18 protein-coding genes and 1 pseudogene are annotated in these 24,840 nt (G+C 62.7%); 10 read left to right on the top strand and 9 right to left on the bottom strand.

Features of this window, described 5'->3' with window-relative positions:
* Positions 1 to 99: 99 nt before the first annotated feature.
* Together HX851_RS21210 and bamE are read right to left on the bottom strand one after the other, a co-directional pair.
* The gene (locus tag HX851_RS21210; RefSeq protein WP_177063443.1) at positions 100 to 657 is read right to left on the bottom strand and encodes a lipocalin family protein; all 558 of its coding nucleotides are present in this window, start codon (positions 655 to 657) and stop codon (positions 100 to 102) included.
* A gap of 30 nt (positions 658 to 687) precedes the next feature.
* Positions 688 to 942: an outer membrane protein assembly factor BamE domain-containing protein gene (bamE, locus tag HX851_RS21205; RefSeq protein ID WP_017126961.1), complete on the bottom strand. Its 255-nt coding sequence runs from the start codon at positions 940 to 942 to the stop codon at positions 688 to 690.
* Between the two features lie 210 nt (positions 943 to 1,152).
* Here bamE and HX851_RS45550 point away from each other — a divergent pair.
* Positions 1,153 to 2,250, top strand: a pseudogene (locus HX851_RS45550) (HAMP domain-containing protein); the annotation flags it as partial.
* The gene (locus HX851_RS45545; protein ID WP_439899234.1) at positions 2,230 to 3,108 is read left to right on the top strand and encodes a methyl-accepting chemotaxis protein; all 879 of its coding nucleotides are present in this window, start codon (positions 2,230 to 2,232) and stop codon (positions 3,106 to 3,108) included. The pseudogene HX851_RS45550 and the gene HX851_RS45545, both read left to right, overlap by 21 nt.
* A 659-nt stretch (positions 3,109 to 3,767) precedes the next feature.
* Here HX851_RS45545 and HX851_RS21195 read toward each other — a convergent pair.
* The 5 genes from HX851_RS21195 to HX851_RS21175 all read right to left on the bottom strand — a co-directional run bounded on the left by HX851_RS21195 (position 3,768) and on the right by HX851_RS21175 (position 13,207).
* The gene (locus HX851_RS21195) at positions 3,768 to 4,370 is read right to left on the bottom strand and encodes a DUF924 family protein (RefSeq protein ID WP_177065972.1); all 603 of its coding nucleotides are present in this window, start codon (positions 4,368 to 4,370) and stop codon (positions 3,768 to 3,770) included.
* A gap of 4 nt (positions 4,371 to 4,374) precedes the next feature.
* The gene (locus tag HX851_RS21190) at positions 4,375 to 5,385 is read right to left on the bottom strand and encodes a class 1 fructose-bisphosphatase (protein ID WP_177059793.1); all 1,011 of its coding nucleotides are present in this window, start codon (positions 5,383 to 5,385) and stop codon (positions 4,375 to 4,377) included.
* A gap of 257 nt (positions 5,386 to 5,642) precedes the next feature.
* Positions 5,643 to 7,004, bottom strand: coding sequence for a DUF3999 domain-containing protein (locus HX851_RS21185; RefSeq protein WP_177059795.1), 1,362 nt, complete (start codon positions 7,002 to 7,004; stop codon positions 5,643 to 5,645).
* Complete coding sequence (locus HX851_RS21180) at positions 7,001 to 10,636, bottom strand: DUF2339 domain-containing protein (protein WP_177065971.1); 3,636 nt, start codon at positions 10,634 to 10,636, stop codon at positions 7,001 to 7,003. The genes HX851_RS21185 and HX851_RS21180 overlap by 4 nt, the downstream gene beginning before the upstream one ends.
* Positions 10,637 to 10,756: 120 nt before the next feature.
* Positions 10,757 to 13,207 (bottom strand): glycogen/starch/alpha-glucan phosphorylase, encoded by a 2,451-nt coding sequence (locus tag HX851_RS21175; RefSeq protein ID WP_177059799.1) that lies wholly within the window; start codon positions 13,205 to 13,207, stop codon positions 10,757 to 10,759.
* Positions 13,208 to 13,472: 265 nt separating this feature from the next.
* Between HX851_RS21175 and HX851_RS21170 the strand changes: the two genes are divergently transcribed.
* On the top strand, positions 13,473 to 13,907 hold the full coding sequence (locus HX851_RS21170) for a YkgJ family cysteine cluster protein (RefSeq protein ID WP_177065970.1): 435 nt from the start codon (positions 13,473 to 13,475) through the stop codon (positions 13,905 to 13,907).
* A gap of 226 nt (positions 13,908 to 14,133) precedes the next feature.
* On the opposite strand, the gene typA is transcribed toward HX851_RS21170, so the two are convergent.
* A complete protein-coding gene (gene typA / locus HX851_RS21165; protein ID WP_177059803.1) occupies positions 14,134 to 15,954 on the bottom strand; it encodes a translational GTPase TypA in 1,821 nt (606 codons plus the stop codon).
* A 139-nt stretch (positions 15,955 to 16,093) separates the two neighbouring features.
* Positions 16,094 to 17,548: a tRNA uracil 4-sulfurtransferase ThiI gene (gene thiI, locus HX851_RS21160; protein ID WP_177059805.1), complete on the bottom strand. Its 1,455-nt coding sequence runs from the start codon at positions 17,546 to 17,548 to the stop codon at positions 16,094 to 16,096.
* A gap of 332 nt (positions 17,549 to 17,880) precedes the next feature.
* Between thiI and glnA the strand changes: the two genes are divergently transcribed.
* The 7 genes from glnA to ntrC all read left to right on the top strand — a co-directional run bounded on the left by glnA (position 17,881) and on the right by ntrC (position 24,691).
* A complete protein-coding gene (gene glnA / locus HX851_RS21155; protein WP_017126970.1) occupies positions 17,881 to 19,287 on the top strand; it encodes a type I glutamate--ammonia ligase in 1,407 nt (468 codons plus the stop codon).
* A gap of 246 nt (positions 19,288 to 19,533) precedes the next feature.
* Positions 19,534 to 19,950 carry a cupin domain-containing protein gene (locus tag HX851_RS21150; RefSeq protein WP_177065969.1) on the top strand — a complete coding sequence of 139 codons (417 nt, stop codon included), beginning with the start codon at positions 19,534 to 19,536 and terminating at the stop codon, positions 19,948 to 19,950.
* A 144-nt stretch (positions 19,951 to 20,094) separates the two neighbouring features.
* Complete coding sequence (locus HX851_RS21145; RefSeq protein WP_177059817.1) at positions 20,095 to 20,664, top strand: chorismate mutase; 570 nt, start codon at positions 20,095 to 20,097, stop codon at positions 20,662 to 20,664.
* Between the two features lie 83 nt (positions 20,665 to 20,747).
* A complete protein-coding gene (locus tag HX851_RS21140; RefSeq protein ID WP_177059809.1) occupies positions 20,748 to 21,275 on the top strand; it encodes a DUF4124 domain-containing protein in 528 nt (175 codons plus the stop codon).
* A 7-nt stretch (positions 21,276 to 21,282) separates the two neighbouring features.
* The gene (locus HX851_RS21135) at positions 21,283 to 21,921 is read left to right on the top strand and encodes a DUF4124 domain-containing protein (protein WP_177065968.1); all 639 of its coding nucleotides are present in this window, start codon (positions 21,283 to 21,285) and stop codon (positions 21,919 to 21,921) included.
* Between the two features lie 251 nt (positions 21,922 to 22,172).
* A complete protein-coding gene (gene glnL, locus HX851_RS21130; RefSeq protein WP_177059813.1) occupies positions 22,173 to 23,258 on the top strand; it encodes a nitrogen regulation protein NR(II) in 1,086 nt (361 codons plus the stop codon).
* Entirely contained in the window at positions 23,255 to 24,691 is a 1,437-nt protein-coding gene (gene ntrC / locus HX851_RS21125; protein WP_177059815.1) for a nitrogen regulation protein NR(I), read from the top strand. Before glnL ends, ntrC begins: the two co-directional genes overlap by 4 nt.
* Positions 24,692 to 24,840 lie beyond the last annotated feature (149 nt).

Below are 24,840 nucleotides of genomic sequence, written 5' to 3'. Positions count from 1 at the left end.
GGCTTGCCGGCGATGGCGGCGTACCAGGCGATGAAAATGTCGACTGTCAGGCACAATCGCCGGCAAGCCGGCTCCTACAAGGGATCGCATTGGTCCGAATCAGTTAGGCATCTTCGAGTCCGGCGTACGCCAGATCAGCCGTGTGGTGTCGTAGCCTTGCTGGCGCGCCCGGCTCAGCAGATCCTCGCGAACGTCCGCATTGACCTTGGTGCTGCGCGACAGCAGCCACAGGTAACGCCGGCTCGGATCACCGACAATCGCGGTGTGGTAGTCATCACTGACATACAACACCCAGTAGTTGCCCTTGGCCACGCCCGGCAGCAAGGCGGTGAACCAGTTGTCGAAGCGCACCCACAGCTTGTCGGTCTGCCCTTCCACTTGCGGCGTCGCCGTCCCCTTGGCCTCTTCCCACGTCCACTGCTCGGTCAGGCAGCGATTGAACACCGCCATCTTGCCGTCGGCCATCAGGCTGTAGCGGGCTTCGGATTGGGCGCAGTTGCGCTGGAAGTACATCGGCATCCGCGCCAGCTCGTACCAGGTGCCCTGGTAACGCTTGAGGTCCACATGACCTGCGGTTTTAGGCGTCAGGTCGTCGCCCGACGTAGCGCAACCAGCCAGCAACAGACCGGCCAAAAGAGAGACTGCTAAACGCAACATTATTCTTCTCCCGAGGGCTTGCGCCCCGGTTTACTTCAGGCCTTGCCCGGAAAACATCAGGACTTTGTCACCGGCGTACTGCACGCTGATAAAGCTGTTCTTGTTACCCCAGGTACAACTGGACATGCCCAGCGCGCCGGAACAATCCGAGGGACTGCCGAGCAACGACTCGACTTCGGCCTTGGGCATGCCCGTCGACAGCTTCGAGTAGTTTTCCTGGTTGACCTTGCTGCAAGCGACCAACAACACGCAGAACGACAGCAGAGCGAGAGAGCGCAACGACATGGGGAGAAACTCCTGGGGACGAAAAGGTCGGCGCGGGGGCCTACCGCAAGCTTAGAAGAGAAAAGTGCCATCTGGTTCCCGAGCCTACGACCTTTTCTTACGGCACTTTCCTTTGCAGATCAGCGCTTTTGCGAGGAAAACAGGCATTTCGTCGGCTTTACCGTCAAGAAACTAATATTTAACAAGAGTGTGTCGAGAGATAGAGGCGTCATGACATCAAACGTGGCAAATTGTCGCCCCCTCGTTGACCAACCTCTTGCGGACAGCCATTTCATGAGCAAAAACTTCAAGTTCAGTCACAAGATCCTCCTGGCTGCGGCCCTGGTGGTCGCGGTGGCGTTCGCCTGCTTTATCCTGTTCAACGACTATCGCCAGCGCGAAGCACTGCGCAGCAGCACCGAAGCCTCGATGCAGGAACTGGGCAGCCTGACCACCAGCAACATCCAGACCTGGGTGGAAAGCCGCATCCAATTGCTGCAGTCGCTGTCGCAGCAGATCGCCGTGGACGGCAACTCCGCCGACAGCCTCAAGCGCGCCGTCGGCCTCCCCGCTTATACCGGTAACTTCCAACTGAGCTATTTCGGCAGCCAGGAAGGCGTGATGTTCTCGGTCCCGGCCGGTAACCGCCCTGCCGACTACGACCCGCGCGCCCGTGGCTGGTACAAGGCCGCCACCGCCGCCCAGCAGACCATCGTCACCGAACCCTATATCGCCGCCTCCTCGGGCAAGCTGGTGATCACCCTGGCGACCCCGGTGCAGCACGACGGCAAGTTCATCGGCGTGACCGGCGCGGACATCGACCTGGGCAGCGTCAGCGCGATCATCAACTCGCTGAACTTCGGCGGCCACGGCCACGCCTTTATCGTCAGCGCCGACGGCAAGATCCTGGTACACCCGGACAGCAAGCTGATCCTCAAGAATCTCGCCGAGGCCTACCCGAACGACACGCCGAAGATCAGCGCCGGTCTGAAGGAAGTCGTGCTGGACGGCAAGACCCAGTTCATCTCCTTCACCCATGTCAACGGCGTGCCTTCGGCCGACTGGTACGTGGCGCTGGTACTGGACCAGGACACCGCGTTCTCGATGCTCAGCGAATTCCGCACCTCGGCGATCATCGCCATGGTGATCGCCGTGGTCATCATCATCGCCCTGCTGGGCATGCTGATCCGCGTGCTGATGCAGCCGCTGCACGTGATGGGCCGGGCCATGCACGATATCGCCGAGGGTGAAGGCGACCTGACCAAGCGCCTGACCATCCACGGCCATGATGAATTCGGCACCCTGGGCATGTCGTTCAACCGCTTCGTGGAACGCATCCACACCTCGATCCGCGAAGTGGCGTCGGCCACCGGCCAGGTCAATGAGGTCGCCCTGCGCGTGGTCAGCGCATCGAACTCGTCGATGCTCAACTCCGACCAGCAGGCCAGCCGTACCAGCAGCGTCGCGGCGGCGATCAACCAGCTCGGTGCCGCGGCCCAGGAAATCGCCCAGAACGCCGCCCTCGCCTCGCAGCATTCGAGCGATGCCCGCAGCCTCGCCGAAGACGGCCAGCAGGTGGTGGACAAGACCATCGTGGCCATGCAGCAGCTGTCGGCGAAGATCAGCGACTCCTGCGGCAATATCGAGACCCTGAACAGCAACACGGTGAACATCGGGCAGATTCTCGAAGTGATCACCAGTATTTCCCAGCAGACCAACCTGCTGGCGCTCAACGCCGCCATCGAAGCGGCGCGGGCCGGTGAAGCCGGCCGCGGCTTTGCCGTGGTGGCGGACGAAGTGCGCAACCTGGCGCACCGCACCCAGGACTCGGCGCAGCAAGTGCAGAAGATGATCGAGGAGTTGCAGATCGGTGCCCGGGAAGCGGTGAGCATCATGACCGACAGCCAGCGTCAGAGCGAAAGCAGCGTCGGCATCGCCAACCAGGCCGGCGAACGGCTGGACAGCGTGACCCAGCGGATCGGCGAGATCGACGGCATGAACCAGTCGGTAGCGACCGCGACCGAGGAACAGACCGCGGTGGTGGAATCGATCAATGTCGATATCACCGAGATCAACACGCTGAACCAGGAAGGCGTGGAAAACCTGCAGTCGACCCTGCGTGCTTGCGCGGACCTGGAACAGCAGGCGGCACGCTTGAAGCAGTTGGTGGGGAGTTTCCGGATTTAACAACCGACAGGACACCGCAAAATATCGTTGCTGCCACGGTCCGTGTAGGAGCTGGCTTGCCAGCGATGAGGCCCTTGAGTCCTGCATCGCCCGAACGGACGCCATCGCCGGCAAGCCGGGCTCCTACAAGTTTGCGCCTCACCGCAAAATATCGTTGCTGCCACGGTCCGTGTAGGAGCTGGCTTGCCAGCGATGAGGCCCTTGAGCCCTGCATTGCCTGATCAGCCGCCATCGCCGGCAAGCCGGCTCCCACAAATTTGCGCCTCACCGCAAAATATCGTTGCTGCCACGGTCCGTGTAGGAGCTGGCTTGCCAGCGATGAGGCCCTTGAGCCCTGCATCGCCCGAACGGACGCCATCGCCGGCAAGCCGGCTCCTACAAATTTGCGCCTCACCGCAAAATATCGTTGCTGCCACGGTCCGTGTAGGAACTGGCTTGCCAGCGATGAGGCCCTTGAGCCCTGCATCGCCTGATCAGCCGCCATCGCCGGCAAGCCGGCTCCCACAAATTTGCGCCTCACCGCAAAATATCGTTGCTGCCACGATCCGTGTAGGAGCCGGCTTGCCAGCGATGAGGCCCTCGAACCCTGCATCGCCCGAACGGACGCCATCGCCGGCAAGCCGGCTCCCACAAGGCCCGCGCCTGAATTCAAAACCGGATTAGAACCGTGAGCCCGGCTCACGCAGGAACGCCACTTCCTCGGCCGTGGATTCACGGCCGAGAATGGCATTGCGATGGGGAAAGCGCCCGAACCGGGCAATCACTTGCCGGTGCCGTTCGGCATAGTCCAGGTTATCGGCGAACACCGCCTGTTGCTCCGCCGGCTGCTCCGCGAGCAACGCCGCGAAACGCGACACCGCCTCGTTCTGCACCGCCAGGTTCTCGCAGTGTTCGAACACCAGGTAGATAAACGCCCGCTGCATCGCCGGCAGTTGCCGGTCGAAATCCGCGGCAATTCCCCGGGCCACCAGCGCCTGGGCACGGGCATCACCGGAGAAGGCTTGCGGGGTATCGCGAAAGATCATCCGCGGCAGTTGATCGAGCAGGATCACCACGGCCAGCCAGCCTTCGGGACATTGCGTCCACTCGACCCATCCACCAGCCAGTGCCTGCTCGACCTGATCCCCGAAACGCTCGCGCGCCTCGAGGTCCTGGCTGTCACGCTTGCCGAACCACAACCGCCCCTTGTCAGCCACTATCCCGACCGGTGTCCCGGCGAAACCGAACCACCAATCGAGCAACGGCTGCCAGGGCGCGGACATGGGTTTACACCTTGTGGTAGTCGGTTACCCGGGCCACTTCTTCCTTCGAGCCGAGGAACACCGCAACGCGCTGGTGCAGGCCTTCAGGCTGGATATCGAGGATGCGCTGGTGACCGTCGGTCGACGCACCGCCCGCCTGCTCCACCAGGAACGACATCGGGTTGGCTTCGTACATCAGGCGCAGCTTGCCCGGCTTGGACGGCTCGCGGCTGTCGCGCGGGTACATGAAAAGACCGCCACGGGTCAGGATGCGGTGCACGTCGGCCACCATCGCGGCGACCCAGCGCATGTTGTAGTTCTTTTTCAGCGGGCCTTCTTCGCCGGCCAGCAATTCCTCGACGTAGCGCTGTACCGGCGCTTCCCAGTGACGCTGGTTGGACATGTTGATCGCGAACTCCTGAGTGGAGGCCGGGATCTGGATGTCTTCGTGGGTCAGTACGAAGCTGCCCATTTCACGGTCGAGGGTAAAGCCTTTCACGCCATCACCGAGGGTCAGCACCAGCATGGTCTGCGGGCCATAGATGGCATAACCGGCGGCTACCTGCTCGGTGCCTGGCTGCAGGAAAGCCTTTTCGTTCAAGGCTTCGTTCTGGCTCAGGTATTCGTTCGGGCAACGCAGTACCGAGAAGATGGTACCGACCGGTGCGTTGATATCGATGTTCGACGAACCGTCCAGCGGGTCGAATACCAGCAGGTAGGCGCCTTTCGGGTATTTGCCGGGAATCTGGTAGGCATTGTCCATTTCCTCGGACGCCATGCCGGCCAGGTGACCGCCCCATTCGTTGGCTTCGAGGAGGATTTCGTTGGACAGTACGTCGAGCTTTTTCTGCACTTCGCCCTGCACGTTCTCGGTGCCCATGCTGCCCAGCACCCCACCCAGCGCGCCTTTGGAGACGGCATGGCTGATTTCCTTGCAGGCACGCGCGACCACTTCGATCAGGAAACGCAGATCGGCAGGCGTATTGTTGCTGCGGGTCTGCTCAATCAAATAGCGACTCAGGGTAACGCGGGACATGGATGGCTCCGGAGAAAGGGGGGCTGAAAAACCCGCGCAGTTTAACGCGAGTTGCGCTGCAAATCCTCCTGATCAGACTCGGATGGCGCACAGAGAGTTCACAGGTCGGAATCAGCGTAGTTCAAAAGCGCCGCAAGGCAGCTCATCGATGGTCAATCCAGGCCTCGCAGGAGCCGGCCTGCCGGCGATGGCGATAGTGTCAGCGCTGCCACCCCTGCAGGATGGCCGCCTGCGGCGGATCGCCGGCAAGCCGGCTCCTACACGGGCTTCTTGCGCAACAGGCTGAAGGCCATGCCGCCGAGCGCCGCCACACCCAGCAGTAGCACCGCCCACAAGCCGATCTTCTTCCAGTCGGTGCCGGGCGTAGCGCCAGCCGCCGCCGGTGGCGCCGCGACCACCACCGCCGCGCCCGGCGTCGCCTTGCCCAACCCCGCCAGGCGTTGCGGGCTGTAATCCGGAATCAGCGTTGACAGCGGCAAGTTCGCCGCGGCCACCGTCGCATTGCCCAGGGCCAGGGAGAACGGCGCATTGCCGCGCGCCAGAAACACCAGCTGCGTCGGCCGCACCGCATAACTCAAGGCCGGTGCCGTCGCCCCGAGACCACCGCCGCGCTCGTCGACGACCAGTTTCAACTGCGCCACCGCGTAACCGGACAACTCGAGCCTGTCCTGCACCACGTCCTGGCCATTCTGTGTCAGGCGATAAAGCAGGCCGCTGGTCAACGCTTGCCAGGCCTCATTGGCATTACGCCGCCCATACAGGCGCACCGGCGCCAGGCTGTTGGGCTGGGACAACTCGATCCGCACCTGCTCCAGGTTCAACCCGGCAGGAACTGCCCAAGTGTACTCCCCGGCCTTGGCGCTGCTGCCGGCCAGCGGCTGCGACCAGGCCAACGGCAACGACAGGCTGCTGGTGCTGCTCACCAGTTGCGCGGCATTCAGCACCGGTGCCGACTGCGGCGCCTGCCACAACAGGCGCAGGTAACGCGCCGACTGGCCAGGCAAGGTCACTTCACGCTGCTCGATCCGTTCGTCGGCAAACGACAGACGGGCAACCTGGCCATCACCCCAGGACTGCCAGTGCTGCAAATCGTCACTGGCTTCGATGCTGAAACGCTGGAAGCCGTCGCGCTCGCTGGTCCAGTCGAGAACCAGTTGCTGCAACGGGGTCTTGATCGCACTGGCATCGAGCAACCAGCCACGCAGCACTTCCTCGCCAACCTCCAGCTGACTGGACGGGGTCACCTCGACCAAAGTGCCGCTGGTGGTCGATTGCACGCGCACGCTGGGCGTGGCCTGGGGCGCGTCGGCCGAACTGAAGAGCGGAAACCACTTCACATCGACCTGCTGGCGCTGCTGGGTCGACTGTGCCTGCTCCTTGAGCAAGGCATAGGCCTGGGCTTCGCCCGCGGCGTTGAACACCCGTACGTCGTTCAACTGGGGTTGGCGCGACTGCGCCTGCAAGGCCAACGGCAGTTCCAGGCGATACCACGGGCCCTCGCCACCGAGGGTCAAGGGCACCAGCGTGGCGTAGTCCGCCGGTTTTTCCTGGGCCGACAACGATGCGCTCACACACAGCAGCAGAATGCCCAGGCAGCCCGGGCTCAGCTTACGAATCAAGATGACACTCCTTCATTTTGCGCTTTCGGCGGTTCGACATCCGGGCGTTTCGGCGGTAACGGAGCGAAATACCCGACCACCAGCATCAGCACCCCCACACCGATGAACGAGACAATCCGTGCCAGCCCGCCACGGTTGCTCAGCTCGACAAAGAACAGCTTGGCCACTACCAGCGCGATCAGCACCGCCCCGATCAGCCAGACCTCGCGACGATGACGCAGGTGCCCGCCGATCATCAGGCTCAGGGCGATCAGGCTCCAGGCAATCGACAACCCGGCCTGCACCAGCATCGACTCCAGCAGGGCATCGAGCTGGAACGGCACGCCGCCCCAATGATGCGCTGCCCGCATGACCAGCGCGGTGACGAAGGCGAACAACGACAACCCCGCCACCGCCTGGGTCGCCCACTCGGCCTGGCCGGCGCGGATGCCGAACTGCGGCAGCGCACTGCGCGACCAGACATAGATGCCCATCAGGGCGAACAGCAGCCCCAGCTCCAGCGGGTTGAGCAGCGGCACATAGGGCAATGGCTCGGCGCTGCCGTCACTGAAGGTGTTGGCCAGCCAGAACCAGGCAAGCATCAGCAACGCCAGGGGCAAGGCCGCGTACAGGCGATATTCGCGCGGATGGGCGGCAATCGGCCATGGCCCGTTGCGCGGCGCGGCCATCAGCACCAGGTACAGACTCGGCAGGACCGCGTAACCCAGCCAGCGCCAGGCGTTGTAGTGCTCGGACATCAACAGCAGGCCGTAGCGCAGTTCCAGCGCCAGCACGCCGAGGATCAACCAGCAGCCCAGCACATGAGCGATGCTCAAGGCGCGAGCCGGTAGTTGTGGCGCCAGCTTGCGCAGGGACAGCAGGTGTACGACGAACACCGCCAGCCAGGCGAGCCAGCCGAAGTTCGCCGCCGGGTGGTAGTGGCTGGACCAGCTCATCAGCAGCACCAGCGCCGACGCCGGCACCAGCACCGTGCACAGCAGCGCCAGGTCCGGCCAGCGCAGGCGCGTGGCCAACAGGGCCCACAGCGCGACACTGCCGGCAGGCACCAACAGCATCCAGAAGCTCCAACCCTCATTCCCGGCGGCACGCATCACTTCATACCACAAGGCGCCAAACCACCAGAGCGCTCCCCAGGTCAGCAGCACTTGCGAGAGACGCCGCAGAGGCAACGCATCAAATGCCGTCGCGGTCTTGCCCGCCTGCAGGCGCCAGGCGCCGATCAAGGCCACGATACCCAGGACCATCGGCGTCCAGAACCCACTGTTGGCCAGCAGCGGCAAGGCGTTTTCTTCCAGGGAGCCGGGATGCGGCCGATCGGCCAACAGAAAGGCCGTGCCACCCACCACCTGCAACAGCAGGCCGAAGACAAAACTCAGGCGCTGTTGCAGATACAGGCTCAGCCAGATGATCAGCAGGCCGCTGGCCGCCCACACGCCGCTGGCCGTGGCCCAGGGCAGGACAAACAGCACCGCCAGGTTGATCAGCGCCAGGCCGGCCAGAAGAATGACCGACAACGCCCGCAATAACCGTGTATCGCTACGGACCATCTCGTCCCGCGCCGCCAGCAACATCCCGGCGATCAGCGACAGGCCGATCAGCGAAGCACTCATCAAGCCATTCCAGCCCGCACTGAAGACCGCCGTCGAATCCCCTTCGGCACCCTTCAGGCGCAACAGGAACAAGGCGCCGCCGAGCAATTGCACGGCAAAGGCGCTGAACAGGAAGCTGCGCGATTGCAGGCGCAGGCCGACGAACAGGGTTACCAGTCCGGCCAGTGCCCAACTGATGGCCGTGCCCTGGGTGAAGAAAAACAGCGGTGCCAGCAGATACAGACACGCCAGGCCGAGACAGGCCAGCAGCGGAATCGTCCGGCGTTCCCAGGCGGCCGTCTGTTCCGGCGGGGCCTGGCGCAATTGCTGGAAGCTGAACAGCAGCGCCAGCCCCAACAACAATGCCCCCAGCGGAGCGCCGTCGAGCAGGCTGGTCTCGCCGCCATGCAGGGCATAGAGGAACGCCAGCGCCGAACCGAACTGCAGCAGCAAGGCAAATGCCCGGGCGAATGGCCGTTGCTGGCGCAGGCCAAGCCAGAAAATACCGGCGCCCTCCACCGCCCACGCCGCGGCGGTCCAGCGCGCATCGAGGCCCAGGGGAATCGCCAGGCTGGCGAAGATCACGCCCAGGGCCAGGCAGGTCTCGGCCAGCAACAACGCCCGGCCGCCCATCAACAGACGGGCCAGGCCCATGTAGACGATGCCCAGCGCCAGGGCACTGAACGCCGCCGCGAACTCGAGGTGCTGGACCAGCGCGAACTGCAGGCCGAAGCCCACCAGCGGCGGCCCGAACAGCATCGTACCGTCGACATAATCGCCCTGGCGCGCCGACCAGCGCAGCAGCCCCTCGCGGCTCTCGTCCTGCGGCCCGGCCGCCAGCTCAAGGAGCTTGCGACGGGCGAACAACAGGCCGATCGCCAGGTACATCAGGAAGAACAGCACCAGGAACGGCTCGGTGCTCCACAACAGCTCCGGCTGATAGGAGCGCAGGCCCCAGGCGAAACCGATGCCGAAAGTGCCGACAAAACCGATCAGGTTGAGCAGGCGCCAGGCCTTGAACCAGGCAATGGCGAGGATGCCGGCATTCAACAGGGCGAAGTAACTGAACAGCGCGACATGGTTGCCGGCACCGGTGGAAGTCAGGATCGGTGCCGCGAAACCGCCAAGGGCTGCGGCCGCCGCCAGGCCAAGGGCGTCCTGGGTCACCGCGAGAATCGCCGAGAACACCGTGACCGCCACCAGCAGCCCCAGCGCGGCGGACGGATCGAGCAACGGGTGCAGGCGCATCGCGGCAAACACCGTCAGGTACAGCACCGCGATCCCGGTGCCTTGCAGCATCAGGCCATAGTTGCTGTTGCGCAGGCGCAGCCACCAGCCCAGACCCAGCAGGCCGAGGGCGCAAGCCGCCACCCCGGCGTAACGCACTTCGATCGGCACCACCATGCCTTCAGTGGCGTAGCGCAGCAGGAAAGCCAGACCGAGGAACAGCAGCAGCACACCGACCCGCAGCACGGTATTGCCGCCAAACAGCCAGTTGCGGGCGCCCGCCAGGGCACGTTCGATCAGGTTCGGTTCACGCGCAACCGCGGGCGCGGCCGGTTGGCGCACCTCGGCCTGCATCGGTTCCGCTGCCCAGGCATCCACTTCGGGGCGCACGGCTTGCGGCTCGTCGCGGCGTGTTGGCTCGTGAATCTCGGCGGGCAGTTCCCAGATCAGTTCGGGAACCGCGCGCGGCTTTTCGGCAGTCGGCGGCGCAGTCGACTCGGCGGCCTGGGCCGGAGCCGGCGGTGGCATGTCCTCGACAATCGGCGACGCAGGGTCGACGGCAGCGGATGCGGCTGGGGATTCAGAGACCTTGACGCCCGAGACTTCGACCAGACGCAAACGCGCCTCGACATTCGCCAGGGCTTTTTTCGTCCCTTGCAGCTCGCTCAACTGCGCGGTCGCCTGCCGACCCAGGCTGGCCAGGCGAAACGCCTGGCCGATGCCCAGTCCGAGCAGCGCACCGATCAGGGCGTCGGCAATGGCCTCGTCGACCATCCAGCCCAACGCCAATCCGACCAGCATCAGAATCCATTGCATGCGCGATATCCCTAAGCGGCGTGATGGGGCCGAGGACTCGATGCCCCGGCCAATCTGCCGCGTAGTATATCGATCCGGCCCCACGGGAGTGGGGTCGGCCTCACAACTTAGTGCAAAAGATCACTCCAGTGCTTTCCAGATATCGGTGGCGTATTCGCGGATGGTCCGGTCCGAGGAGAACCAGCCCATCCGCGCACTGTTAAGTACAGCAGAACGCCACCATTCCTTACTGTCATGCCAGTGCGCCTCGACCCGGGCCTGGGCGGCCCAGTAGGCGTCGAAGTCGGCACAGACCAGGAAGCGGTCGTAATCGATCAGCGAATCGATCAGGCCGACATAACGCGCCGGATCGTCCGGGGAAAACACCCCACCCCGAATGGCCTGTAGCACATCGTTGAGGCGATGGGAGGCAGCCACGTCCGGTGCCGCGCTGAACTCACCATTGCGTTTGCGCGACTCCACCTGCTGGGCGCTGAGGCCGAAGATGAACATGTGCTCCTCGCCCACCCGCTCGCACATCTCCACGTTGGCGCCGTCCAGGGTGCCGATGGTCAACGCGCCGTTGAGGCCGAACTTCATGTTGCTGGTACCCGACGCCTCGAAGCCGGCGGTGGAGATCTGCTCCGACAGGTCGGCCGCCGGGATGATGCTTTCCGCCAGGCTGACGTTGTAGTTGGGCAGGAACACCACCTTGAGCAGGCCGCGCACGGTCGGGTCGTTGTTGACGGTGCGGGCGATGTCGTTGGTCAGCTTGATGATCAGCTTGGCCTGGTGATAACTGGCGGCGGCCTTGCCGGCGAAAATCTTCACCCGCGGCACCCAGTCGGTTTCCGGCTCGGCGCGGATCGCCTGGTACAGCGCCACGGTGTGCAGCAGGTTGAGCAACTGGCGCTTGTACTCGTGGATCCGCTTGACCTGCACATCGAACATCGCCGCCGGGTTGATCGCGATGCCCAGGCGGTCCTGGATCAACGCCGCCAGCGCCCGCTTGCTGTGCAAGCGCTGTTCGGCGAACTGCTTGCGAAAACCGGCCTTCTCGGCGAACGGCTCCAGGCCCTGCAACAGCTCCTCGGGATTGTCGAGCAGCTCCGGACCCAGGGCATCGACCATCATCTCGGTGAGCTGCGGGTTGGCCTGGTACAACCAGCGGCGGAAGGTGATGCCGTTGGTCTTGTTGTTGATCCGCTCCGGATAGAGCTTGTGCAACTCGGAGAACACCGTGCTGCGCATCAATTGCGTGTGCAGGCCGGAAACGCCGTTGACGCTGTGGGAACCGAGGAACGCCAGGTTGCCCATGCGCACCCGCCGGCCGTTGTCTTCCTCGATCAGCGACACCGCGCGCAGCACGTCGAAATCGTGGATTCCCTTGGCCCGCAGCGCATCGATATGCTGAGCGTTGATCAGGTAGATGATCTGCATGTGCCGCGGCAGCATGCGCTCCATCAACCCCACCGGCCAGGTTTCCAGGGCTTCCGGCAGCAGGGTGTGGTTGGTGTAGGACAGCGTCTCGACGGTGACCTGCCAGGCCGCATCCCAGGTCACGCCATGCAGGTCGACCAGTTGCCGCATCAGTTCGGCGACGGCAATCGACGGGTGGGTGTCGTTGAGCTGGATCGCCGCGTGCTCGCCGAGGCTGAGCACCGAGTCATGCATGTTCTTGTGCCGGCGCAGCAGGTCCTGCAACGACGCGGAGACAAAGAAGTATTCCTGGCGCAGCCGCAGCTCCTGGCCGGCCTCGGTGCTGTCCGCCGGGTAGAGCACGCGGGAGATGCTTTCGGCCCTGGCCACCTCGGCCACCGCTCCCAGGTGGTCACCGGCGTTGAAGCGCTCCAGGTGCAGCTCTTCCGTTGCCCGTGCCCGCCACAGGCGCAGGGTGTTGACGCTGGCGCCGCGCCAGCCGACCACCGGCGTATCGTAGGCCACCGCCCGCACGGTTTCCGCCGGCCACCAGACCTGCCGGCTCAGGCCGGCCTCGTCCTGCACGGTTTCGACGCTGCCGCCAAAGCCCACCGGGTAGATCACCTCGGCGCGCTCGAACTCCCAGGGGTTGCCGAAGTCCAGCCAGTTCTCGGTCTGTTCCTGCTGCCAGCCGTCGACGATGGCCTGGCGGAACAGCCCGTGCTCGTAGCGAATGCCATAGCCATGGCCGGCGATGCCCAGGGTCGACATGCTTTCCATGAAACATGCCGCCAGGCGCCCCAGGCCACCGTTGCCCAGGGCCGCATCGGGCTCCAGCAGGCGGATACGCTCCAGATCCACGCCGAGGTCCACCAGCGCCTCGCGGGCGATATCCAGCAGCCCGAGGTTGCTCAGGCTGTCGTACAGCAGCCGGCCGATCAGGAATTCCAGGGAGAGGTAATAGACACGCTTCTGGCCCTTGCGATAGATCTGTCGCGTGTGATCCATCCAGTGTTCGACCATATGGTCGCGGGCGGCCAAGGCAATCGCCTCGAACCAGTCGTGATCGAACGCGTGATCGGGGTCTTTACCCACCGCGTAGGTAAGTTTGGCGAGGACGGCGGCACGAAAGGCAGCCACCTCAGCGTCACGGACAAGCGGTTCCTGAGACATCGATGCGACCTCTAGCGAGATGGACGATTTAAAAGGCGAGTTGTCTGAGCCTAGTCGGTTCGACACAGGGCGATGGCTCTGGTTCGGGGTTTTTTCCGTCCATGATGGGAAAAGCCCGATAAATCCTGGATGCTCCAAAAAGATGCAACCATGCGCAAAACTCCCTTCAAACGTGCGGTTGTGGGAAAAACCGTCAAAAGGTTGTTCACAAATCCACCAGCCCCGGTATCATCGCGCGCCCTGATACACCCTGGACAACAGCCGGATGAAACCCACCCTGATCGCCGCCGCGGAACTCGACCGCCTCGAAACCTGGCAGAAGTACTCCAGCCATATGTGCGGAGGCTGCATGTCCAGTTGCTGCACCCTGCCCGTGGAGGTGAAGATCAAGGACCTGATCCGCATCGGCATCGTCGACGAGTTCGAGCGCGGCGACCCGCCGAAGAGCATCGCCAAGCGCCTGCAGAAGGAAGGGATCGTCGAACGCTACAACCAGAAGTCCGAGATCTTCACCCTGCAGCGCATGAGCAACAACGATTGCCTGTACCTGGATCGCAAGTCACGGCTGTGCACCATCTACGAAAAACGTCCGGACACCTGCCGTAACCATCCAAAAATCGGGCCACGCCCGGGGTATTGCGCCTACAAGCCCAAAGCGCCCGCGCCGCAGGCACCGATCAGGACGCTGGAACGGTTCTGACCGGTGCCCTCTCTCGGCCGCTCCGCCTCCTTGTGGGAGCCGGCTTGCTGGCGATGAGGCCAGTGAGCTTTGCATCGCCTGATAGGCCGTCATCGCCAGCAAGCCGGCTCCTACAGGTTTTGCGACAGTCTTGAGCCAGGGGTTGCATCAGCATTTCGGCCAGACAAACAAAAACGCCCCCGACCTTGCGGTCGGGGGCGTTTTTCATTCAGCCGGGGCTAGATGATCAAGCCTTGGCTTTCTTGGCAGCGCGGGTACGCTCGCTCTCGTCCAGGATCTTCTTGCGAAGACGGATGGACTTGGGAGTGACTTCACACAGCTCGTCATCCTGGATGAATTCCAGGGCCTGTTCCAGGGTGAAGCGAACAGGTGGAACCAGGGCGATGGTTTCGTCTTTACCCGAAGCACGCATGTTGTCGAGCTTCTTGCCCTTGGTAGGGTTGACGCCCAGGTCGTTGTCACGGGCGTTCAGACCCACGATCTGACCGTTGTAGATTTCCTGGCCGTGCTCGACGAACAGCTTGCCACGCGCCTGCAGGGTTTCCAGGGAGTAGGTCAGCGCCTTGCCGGTTTCAACCGAAACCAGTACGCCGTTCTGACGGCCGGACATGTCACCGGACTTCATCACGTCGTAACGATCGAAGATCGAAGTCAGGATGCCGCCACCGGAGGTCAGGGTCAGGAACTCGTTACGGAAGCCGATCAGGCCACGCGCCGGGATGTTGTACTCAAGGCGCACACGGCCCTTGCCATCCGGAACCATGTTGGTCAGGTCGCCTTTACGCAGACCCATCTGCTCCATGATTGCGCCCTGCGACTCTTCCGGCAGGTCGATGGTGACGTTTTCGTACGGTTCGTGCTTCACGCCGTCTACCAGACGGATGATCACTTCCGGACGGCCAACGCCCATTTCGAAGCCTTCGCGACGCATGGTTTCGATCAGTACCGAGAGGTGCAGCTCACCACGGCCGGAAACCTTGAACTTGTCGGCCGAGTCGCCTTCTTCAACGCGCAGTGCCACGTTGTACAGCAGCTCTTTGTCCAGACGTTCCTTGATGTTACGGCTGGTGACGAACTTGCCTTCCTTACCGCAGAACGGCGAGTCGTTGACCTGGAAGGTCATGGAAACGGTCGGCTCGTCAACGGTCAGCGGCTTCATCGCTTCGACGTTCAGTGGGTCGCACAGGGTGTCGGAGATGAACAGCTGATCGAAGCCGCTGATGCAGACGATGTCGCCGGCAGAAGCTTCTTCAACGTCGATGCGGTGCAGGCCGTGGTGACCCATCAGCTTCAGGATACGACCGTTGCGGCGCTTGCCGTCAGCGTCGATGGCGACAACCGGAGTGTTCGGCTTGACGCGACCACGAGCGATACGGCCAACACCGATAACACCCAGGAAGCTGTTGTAGTCCAGTGCGGAAATCTGCATCTGGAACGGACCGTCACGGTCGACTTTCGGTGCCGGAACGTGATCGACGACCGCCTGGTACAGCGGGGTCATGTCTTCAGCCATGTCGGTGTGGTCCAGACCGGCAATACCGTTCAGGGCCGAGGCGTAGACGACCTGGAAGTCCAGCTGTTCTTCGGTGGCACCCAGGTTGTCGAACAGGTCGAAGATCTGGTCCAGAACCCAGTCCGGACGCGCGCCTGGACGGTCGACCTTGTTGATGACCACGATCGGACGCAGGCCGGCTTCGAAAGCCTTCTTGGTCACGAAACGGGTTTGCGGCATAGGGCCGTCTTGAGCGTCAACCAGCAGCAGAACGGAGTCGACCATCGACATCACACGTTCAACTTCGCCGCCGAAGTCGGCGTGGCCCGGGGTGTCCACGATGTTGATGTGGTAGCCGTTCCAGTTGATGGCGGTGTTTTTCGCCAGGATGGTAATACCGCGCTCTTTTTCCTGGTCGTTGGAGTCCATCACGCGCTCGTCGTTGAGCTCGTTGCGCTCCAGGGTGCCGGATTGACGCAGGAGTTTGTCTACCAGGGTGGTCTTGCCATGGTCAACGTGAGCAATGATGGCGATGTTGCGTAGATTTTCGATCACTTGTGTATCTCGATCAGAGGATTCGGTGTGCTGACAAGTCTTGGCAGCGATTGACAGTAGTGTCCGGCGTGGCCGTTACAGCTTGACGGCGGCGTCGGGGGGCCGGTGACGCAGGCCACAGGCAAACAGCCCCGGGCACTTAGCTCGGTCGATAAACGCGCACATTGGCATGCCCCTCACTGAGCAAATGGTGGGCATGCAGGCGACTCATCACGCCTTTGTCGCAATACAGCAGGTACTGGCGAGTAGGGTCCAGTTCCTTGAAACGAGCGTTCAGTGCATAAAACGGCATCGCTTGTACCTCGATGCCAGCGAGTTCCAGCGGCTCATCGTCCTGGGCATCCGGATGACGGATGTCGATGACGATATGACCCGCCAGCGCTTCGCTGACTTCTTCGATCTGCAAGTCCTGGCCCAATTCGTCGATCACCCGATCGATCGGCACCAGTTTGGCTCGCTCGAGCGCACGCTCGAGGATCGCCATGTCGAACTCTTTCTCTTCGTGCTCCACGCGAGCGCGCTTGGCGTGGGTCTTCGGGTTGACCGAAATCACCCCGCAGTATTCGGGCATGTGCTTGGCGAAGTCGGCCGTGCCGATCCGGGTCGCCAGGTCGATGATGTCCTGCTTGTGGCTGGCGATCAGCGGGCGGATCACCAGCTTCTCGGTCACGCAGTCGATCACCGACAGGTTCGGCAGCGTCTGGCTGGAAACCTGGGAAATCGCCTCGCCGGTGACCAGCGCATCGATGTGCAACCGATCAGCCATGACTTCGGCCGCGCGCAACATCATACGCTTCAATACTACGCCCATATGACTGTTATCGACTTTTCCGAGAATTTCTCCCAGAACTTCCTCGAACGGTACGCTGATGAACAGCACCCGATGCGAGCTGCCGTACTTCTTCCACAGGTAATGAGCGACTTCCATCACCCCCAGCTCGTGGGCGCGCCCGCCGAGGTTGAAGAAGCAGAAATGGCTGATCAGGCCGCGGCGCATCATCTGGTAGGCGGCAACGGTGGAGTCGAAACCACCGGACATCAGCACCAGGGTCTGCTCGACCGAACCCAGCGGGTAACCGCCAAGGCCGTCATGCTGGCCGTGGATGACAAACAACCGTTTGTCGCGAATTTCCATCCGCACTTCGATTTCCGGCTCTTTCAGGGAAATCCCGGCGGCGGAGCACTGACGGCGCAGCTGGCTGCCGACGTATTTCTCCACTTCCATCGAGGTAAAGACGTGCTTGCCGGCGCGCTTGCAGCGCACGGAAAAGATCTTGCCCGGCAACACGTCGCCATAGTGCTGCCTGCACTTGGCGGTGATGTCGTCGAAGTCGCCCAGCGGGTACTCGTCGACCTGCAGCAAATGGGCGATCCCCGGCGTATTGCACAAGCGCGCGGTCAGCTCGTGCAGGGCTTTCGGGTCGGTCAGCGCGGTTTGCAGCTCGAGGTTGTCCCACACGCCATTCACCACCACAGCCGGGTCCAGGTCACGGAGCACGGCACGGATGTTCTTGGCCAGCTGGCGGATGAAACGCATCCGGACAGGGCGGCTTTTAATGGTGATTTCGGGGAAGACTTTTACGATTAGTTTCATGAAAACAGCGCGCGAAGGGCCGGCCGAAAAAGGGGGGCGCGGATTATAGCGGAAATTGCTCAAGGTTTAACCAGTTATTGTACAGATGGTTTTTGGCGCACCAAAAAAGACCGTAAGGGTATTTTTTGGCACTGAAAAGGTGCATTCGATGCACCGAAATTCTCCTATGCTGGCTGGAACGCTTGAGATTGGGGCAAAAAACCCATCACGGGGCACTGGCATGCAATTTGCTCCCTTGTGAGGCAGGTTGCCTTGGCCGAGTATTCGCGCCGGCATCACCACTATTTCAGGGCTAACTCCACTACCCAGCCCGAAGCCACCCGGAGGACACCATGTCGAAGTCGGTTCAACTCATCAAAGATCATGACGTTAAATGGATTGATCTGCGCTTCACGGACACCAAAGGTACTCAGCACCACGTGACCATGCCGGCTCGCGATGCGCTGGACGACGAATTCTTCGAAATCGGCAAGATGTTCGACGGTTCCTCCATCTCCGGCTGGAAGGGCATCGAAGCTTCCGACATGATCCTGATGCCGGACGACAGCACCGCCGTACTCGACCCGTTCACCGAAGAGCCGACCCTGATCCTGGTCTGCGACGTGATCGAGCCGTCGACCATGCAAGGCTACGACCGCGACCCACGTGCAATCGCCCGTCGCGCCGAGGAATACCTGAAGTCCACCGGTATCGGCGACACCGCTTTCTTCGGTCCCGAGCCAGAATTCTTCATCTTCGATTCGGTCAAGTTCAAGTCCGACATCTCCGGCTCCATGTTCAAGATCTTCTCCGAACAGGGTTCGTGGATGTCCGACCAGGACGTGGAAGGCGGCAACAAAGGCCACCGTCCAGGCATCAAGGGCGGCTACTTCCCGGTTCCACCGTTCGACCACGACCACGAAATCCGTACCTCCATGTGCAACGCGCTGGAAGAGATGGGCCAGACCGTCGAAGTTCACCACCACGAAGTGGCGACTGCCGGCCAGAACGAAATCGGCGTGAAGTTCAACACCCTGGTGGCCAAGGCTGACGAAGTCCAGACCCTGAAGTACTGCGTACACAACGTGGCTGATGCCTACGGCCGTACCGCTACCTTCATGCCAAAACCGCTGTACGGCGACAACGGCTCGGGTATGCACGTTCACATGTCCATCTCCAAGGATGGCAAGAACACCTTCGCCGGCGAAGGTTATGCCGGCCTGTCCGACACCGCCCTGTACTTCATCGGCGGTATCATCAAGCACGGTAAGGCCCTGAACGGCTTCACCAACCCGTCGACCAACTCCTACAAGCGTCTGGTCCCAGGTTTCGAAGCTCCGGTAATGCTGGCCTACTCGGCTCGCAACCGTTCCGCCTCGATCCGCATTCCTTACGTCAACAGCCCCAAGGCTCGTCGTATCGAAGCCCGCTTCCCGGATCCGGCTGCCAACCCTTACCTGGCCTTCGCTGCACTGATGATGGCCGGCCTGGACGGTATCCAGAACAAGATCCACCCTGGCGATGCTGCCGACAAGAACCTGTATGACCTGCCGCCTGAAGAGGCCAAAGAGATCCCACAAGTTTGCGGCAGCCTGAAAGAAGCCCTGGAAGAGCTGGACAAAGGTCGTGCGTTCCTGACCAAGGGCGGCGTTTTCAGCGACGACTTCATCGATGCCTACATCGAACTGAAAAGCGAAGAAGAAATCAAGGTCCGTACCTTCGTACACCCACTGGAATACGAGCTGTACTACAGCTGCTGATCCGGTTGCGCCTGCGCGAGCAGGCGCTGCTTTCAGAAAATGCCCCGTATCGAAAGGTACGGGGCATTTTTCATGGGCGAGGTTTCTCGGGGGCGACGACAGGGCAATTCGAGATTTCTTGCAATGTTTAGGCACTAGCCAAGGCGTTCAGACCAGCGTTGACTATCCTCTCCGGGATTGGATCCAAATCCTACGGAAACCGCCACGCACGGACGGCGAATGCAACCCGACACGGAGAGTTAACCCATGACGTTTCCTTCAAGCACCATTGCCGAACAGCTCGACAGCAGCGAACCGAAGACACCCGCCACACCGACCGCCGAAGTCCTGCTGCGCGCCAGCAGCGGCTGGGACGGCACCCCCTATGAAGCCTATCCCGCCGGCCCGCCCGAACTGACCCTGCTGCGGATCAACATCCCCGCCGACACCGAACTGAACTGGCATATCCACCCCATCCCCAGCGCTGCCTACATCATCTCCGGCGAAGTGCTGGTCGAGACGCGGGAAGGCAACAAGCAGACCCTGCTGAAATCCGGCGATACGATTGCCGCCGTGGTCAATGTCGAGCATCGCGCCAGGACCGGTGCCGTTCCGGTGGACCTGATGGTGTTCTATGCCGGCAGCGAAGGCATGGCGCTCTCGGAGGCGAGCGAGCCGGCCTGACCGGGCACAAACAAACGGCGCGCACCATTGCCGGATGCGGCAGTGGCGTGATTACGCTTTTTCATGAAAATGCGCTGGCGCTTGCAGGGCCTTGTGACGTTAACTCTGGGCCTGCATCCGCCACCGAAAAAGTCGAAGCCCGCCATGCTGCCGAACAACCGTATCGTGAGCCTGCTGCTTGCCAGCCTCCTGAGCGCCAACGTCCTTGCCGCCCCTGCCCCCGCGAAAGCTCCCGATGCCCTGGCGCCCCTGCTGCAGGCCATCAGCGAGCGCCTGAGCATCGCCGACCAGGTGGCGCTGACCAAATGGGACAGCGGCAAGCCGATCCAGGACAGCCCGCGCGAACAGCAGGTGATCGCCAATGCCCGGCAGCAGGCGGCCACCTACAAGATCCAGCCCGAAGACATCGGCGAGTTTGTCGCGGCGCAGATCGAGGCCAATAAACTGGTGCAGTACGCGCTGCTGGCCGAATGGCGAACAGCCGGCAAGGCACCGGTCATCCCCAGGCCCGATCTCGTCACACAGATCCGCCCGGCGCTGGATCAATTGCAGGCCAGGCTGCTGCAACACTATGCGGCTTTCACGCCTTACCGGCAGGACCCGCAATGTCCCGCCTGGTTGATCCAGGCCCGCCAGGCCCTGGCTTCCGACAGCATCCATGACCTGGCGCTGGTTCGCGCCACGGGCGAGCTGTGCCTGAATCCACAACAGTGAAAAGGCCCGGGATTGTGCTCTATGCTGACAGCGGGACACCGTTGAACGACGCGCCCCGATCAGGACCATCACCGGGAGTCTCCATGGCTCGACCCCTGCTCTACCTGCTGCTGGCCCTGGCGCTGCCCGTATCGGCGCAGATCTACAAATACACTGACGCCAACGGCAATACCGCCTACAGCAACCAGCCACCTGACGGCACCGCCGCCCAGGCCGTGGAGCTGCCGCCGCTCAACAGCGTCGAGACACAGAAGCCGAGCCAGCCGGCAGCTGCCAGACCCGGCACCACGCAGCCGGCGAAAACCCAGGAAAACCTTGCGCCCTACAGTGTGTTCGAACTGACGGATATTCCCACCCAGGAAGCCCTGCGCGCCAACAACGGGACCTTTACCGTCGGCGTGAAAATGGAGCCACGGCTGCAGCGCCAGCATCTGCTGCGGTTGGTGCTCGACGGCAATCCCTATGGTCAACCCGGCAATGTCCCGCGCCTGCAACTGGTGAACGTCGACCGTGGCGACCACACCCTCAGCGTGCAAGCCCTCGAAGGCGAGCAGGTCGTGCAGCAAAGCCCTACCGTGCCGTTCACCGTACAACGGGTGCATACACCTTGAGCCGTTCATGATTCGACTTTTCACCCGCGCGTTATGCCTGGCCCTGCCACTGCTCACCTTGCCGGCGCTGGCCGAGGTCTACACCTATATCGACAGCCAGGGTAACCGGGTCTTCACCGACCAGCCCCGCAAGGGTGCACAGCGGGTGCCGCTGGCGCCGAGCAACCGCATGTCGGCCAACCCCGGCAGTCCGACGCCGGCGCCCGCCAGCAGCCAGGCCAAGACCAGGCCGAAACCGATCTTCCACTACCAGATGGTGCGCATCCTGGTGCCCGATCCGGATGCCACGGTCCGCAGCACCGAGGGCGACCTGATCGTCAGCGTCACCAGCGAGCCCGGCCTGCAAGCCGGCCATGGCTATCGCCTGCTGCTGGACGGCCAGCCCACCGGCGCTCCCGGCACGAGCCCGGTGTTCGCCCTGAACAACATCGATCGCGGCAGCCACCAGCTCGCCGTGGAAATCCTCGACGAACAGGGGCGCATCGCCGAACGCACCGCCAACCAGCCGTTCCATATGGTGCGCATGTCCCTCAGCCAGAAACGCCAGGCACAACCCTGCCAGCTCGCCGATTACGGCCAGCGCCCGGAATGCCCGCTGGCGGACAAGCCAAAGGAAGAAAAAAGCAGCTTCCTGCCGTTTCTGTAGCCTCGCGCCACAAAAGCACCATGCTGGTGCACTAAACTGCACACCTACCCGAACCGAAGCCCATTTTGGTTCGAAAGTACCCGCCGCGACTGGCAGAACGCCACTCAATCGAGCCTGAAACGCCCATTTCAGGCAATTCGCGCTTCTTTTCGGAGCCTTGGTTTGGTTTTTGCATTTTCCCCGTATCGGCGCCTTGTTCGCGCGCGCAAATCGGGACCGGCCCCGTTTGCCATGCTCCAAAAGAGGTCCCCATGACCATCAGCGACGCCCTGCACAGACTGTTACTCGACAACCTGACCACCGCGACTATCCTGCTCAATGCCGAACTGCGCCTTGAGTACATGAACCCGGCGGCCGAAATGTTGCTCGCCATCAGCGGCCAGCGCAGCCATGGTCAATTCATCAGCGAGCTGTTCACCGAATCGACCGAGGCCCTCAATTCCCTGCGCCAGGCCGTCGAACAGGCGCACCCGTTCACCAAGCGCGAAGCCATGCTGACGGCGCTGACCGGCCAGACCCTGACCGTCGACTACGCCGTGACACCGATTCTCAGCCAGGGTGAAACCATGCTGCTGCTGGAAGTCCATCCCCGTGATCGCCTGCTGCGCATCACCAAGGAAGAGGCCCAGCTGTCCAAGCAGGAAACCACCAAGATGCTGGTGCGCGGCCTGGCCCACGAGATCAAGAACCCCCTCGGCGGGATTCGCGGCGCCGCCCAGTTGCTGGCCCGCGAGTTGCCGGAAGAAAGCCTCAAGGACTACACCAACGTCATCATCGAGGAAGCCGACCGCCTGCGAAACCTGGTGGATCGCATGCTCGGTTCGAACAAGCTGCCGTCGCTGGCCATGACCAACGTCCATGAAGTCCTGGAACGGGTCAGCAGCCTGGTGGAAGCGGAAAGCCAGGGCTGCATCACGCTGGTGCGCGACTATGACCCGAGTATCCCCGACGTATTGATCGACCGTGAACAGATGATCCAGGCCGTGCTCAATATCGTGCGCAACGCCATGCAGGCCATCAGCAGCCAGAACGAGCTGCGCCTGGGCCGCATCAGCCTGCGCACCCGGGCCATCCGCCAGTTCACCATCGGCCACATCCGCCACCGCCTGGTGACCAAGATCGAGATCACCGACAACGGTCCGGGCATTCCTGGCGAACTTCAGGAAACCATCTTCTATCCAATGGTCAGTGGTCGTCCGGACGGTACCGGGCTGGGCCTGGCCATTACCCAGAACATCATCAGCCAGCACCAGGGGCTGATCGAGTGTGAGAGCCATCCTGGCCATACCACCTTCTCGATCTTCCTGCCCCTGGAACAAGGAGCCGCATCGACATGAGCCGTAGTGAAACCGTGTGGATCGTCGATGACGACCGTTCTATCCGCTGGGTCCTGGAAAAAGCCCTGCAACAGGAAGGCATGACCACCCAGAGCTTCGACAGTGCCGATGGCGTGATGAGCCGCCTGGCCCGCCAGCAGCCGGACGTGATCATTTCCGACATCCGCATGCCCGGCGCCAGTGGCCTGGACCTGCTCGCGCGGATCCGCGAGCAGCACCCGCGCCTGCCGGTGATCATCATGACCGCCCATTCCGACCTCGACAGCGCCGTGGCGTCGTACCAGGGCGGAGCCTTCGAGTACCTGCCCAAACCGTTCGACGTCGACGAAGCGGTATCGCTGGTCAAGCGCGCCAACCAGCACGCCCAGGAGCAACAAGGCCTGGATGTGCCACCGACGCTGACCCGCACCCCGGAAATCATCGGCGAAGCGCCGGCGATGCAGGAAGTGTTTCGCGCCATCGGACGCCTGAGCCACTCCAATATCACCGTGCTGATCAACGGTGAGTCCGGTACCGGCAAGGAACTGGTGGCCCACGCCCTGCACCGTCACAGCCCACGGGCCGCGTCGCCGTTCATCGCCCTGAACATGGCGGCGATCCCCAAGGACCTGATGGAGTCGGAACTGTTCGGCCATGAAAAAGGCGCCTTCACCGGCGCGGCCAACCTGCGCCGTGGACGCTTCGAACAGGCCGACGGCGGCACCCTGTTCCTCGATGAAATCGGCGATATGCCGGCCGACACCCAGACCCGCCTGTTGCGGGTCCTGGCCGATGGCGAGTTCTACCGGGTCGGCGGTCATACGCCGGTCAAGGTCGACGTGCGGATCATCGCGGCGACCCACCAGAACCTGGAAACCCTGGTTCACGCCGGCAAGTTCCGCGAAGACCTGTTCCACCGCCTGAACGTGATCCGCATCCATATCCCGCGGATGTCGGATCGTCGCGAGGACATCCCGACCCTGGCCAAGCACTTCCTCGCCCGCGCGGCACAGGAGCTGTCGGTGGAGCCGAAGCTGCTGAAATCGGAAACCGAGGAATACCTGAAGAACCTGCCGTGGCCCGGCAACGTGCGCCAGTTGGAAAACACCTGCCGCTGGATCACGGTCATGGCCTCTGGTCGTGAAGTGCATATCAGCGACCTGCCGCCGGAGCTGTTGAACCTGCCACAGGATTCGGCGCCGGTGACCAACTGGGAGCAGGCCCTGCGCCAGTGGGCCGACCAGGCGCTTGCGCGCGGCCAGTCGAGCCTGCTGGACAGTGCCGTGCCGAGTTTCGAGCGGATCATGATCGAGACCGCCCTCAAGCACACCGCCGGCCGCCGCCGCGACGCCGCCGTGCTGCTGGGCTGGGGCCGCAACACCTTGACCCGCAAGATCAAGGAGCTGGGGATGAAGGTCGACGGCGGGGATGACGACGAAAGCGACGAAAGCTAAGCCCGACAAGCCCTGAGCTTCAAACCAAACCCTCTGCAGCCCCGCTGCGGAGGGTTTTTTATGGCTTGGCGTTACACAACTCCTTGTAGGAGCCGGCTTGCCGGCGATGGCGTCCGTTCGGGCGATGCAGGGTTCGAGGGCCTCATCGC

The sequence above is a fragment of the Pseudomonas gingeri genome (assembly GCF_013385635.1).
GTDB lineage: Bacteria > Pseudomonadota > Gammaproteobacteria > Pseudomonadales > Pseudomonadaceae > Aquipseudomonas > Aquipseudomonas gingeri_A.
Note: the sequence above shows the minus strand (reverse complement) of the source record. Positions and strands in the feature narration are given on the sequence as shown.

Bases quoted from the DNA above. Each gene is read 5' to 3' on its own strand.
- glnA (WP_017126970.1), top strand. From the start codon at position 17,881: ATGTCGAAGTCGGTTCAACTCATCAAAGATCATGACGTTAAATGGATT.
- HX851_RS21190 (WP_177059793.1), bottom strand. From the start codon at position 5,385: ATGTCCCGCGTTACCCTGAGTCGCTATTTGATTGAGCAGACCCGCAGC.
- HX851_RS21175 (WP_177059799.1), bottom strand. From the start codon at position 13,207: ATGTCTCAGGAACCGCTTGTCCGTGACGCTGAGGTGGCTGCCTTTCGT.
- HX851_RS21150 (WP_177065969.1), top strand. From the start codon at position 19,534: ATGACGTTTCCTTCAAGCACCATTGCCGAACAGCTCGACAGCAGCGAA.
- glnL (WP_177059813.1), top strand. From the start codon at position 22,173: ATGACCATCAGCGACGCCCTGCACAGACTGTTACTCGACAACCTGACC.
- HX851_RS21180 (WP_177065971.1), bottom strand. From the start codon at position 10,636: ATGCAATGGATTCTGATGCTGGTCGGATTGGCGTTGGGCTGGATGGTC.
- thiI (WP_177059805.1), bottom strand. From the start codon at position 17,548: ATGAAACTAATCGTAAAAGTCTTCCCCGAAATCACCATTAAAAGCCGC.
- HX851_RS45545 (WP_439899234.1), top strand. From the start codon at position 2,230: ATGTCGTTCAACCGCTTCGTGGAACGCATCCACACCTCGATCCGCGAA.
- ntrC (WP_177059815.1), top strand. From the start codon at position 23,255: ATGAGCCGTAGTGAAACCGTGTGGATCGTCGATGACGACCGTTCTATC.
- HX851_RS21170 (WP_177065970.1), top strand. From the start codon at position 13,473: ATGAAACCCACCCTGATCGCCGCCGCGGAACTCGACCGCCTCGAAACC.
- HX851_RS21210 (WP_177063443.1), bottom strand. From the start codon at position 657: ATGTTGCGTTTAGCAGTCTCTCTTTTGGCCGGTCTGTTGCTGGCTGGT.
- HX851_RS21135 (WP_177065968.1), top strand. From the start codon at position 21,283: ATGATTCGACTTTTCACCCGCGCGTTATGCCTGGCCCTGCCACTGCTC.
- HX851_RS21195 (WP_177065972.1), bottom strand. From the start codon at position 4,370: ATGTCCGCGCCCTGGCAGCCGTTGCTCGATTGGTGGTTCGGTTTCGCC.
- HX851_RS21145 (WP_177059817.1), top strand. From the start codon at position 20,095: ATGCTGCCGAACAACCGTATCGTGAGCCTGCTGCTTGCCAGCCTCCTG.
- HX851_RS21140 (WP_177059809.1), top strand. From the start codon at position 20,748: ATGGCTCGACCCCTGCTCTACCTGCTGCTGGCCCTGGCGCTGCCCGTA.
- bamE (WP_017126961.1), bottom strand. From the start codon at position 942: ATGTCGTTGCGCTCTCTCGCTCTGCTGTCGTTCTGCGTGTTGTTGGTC.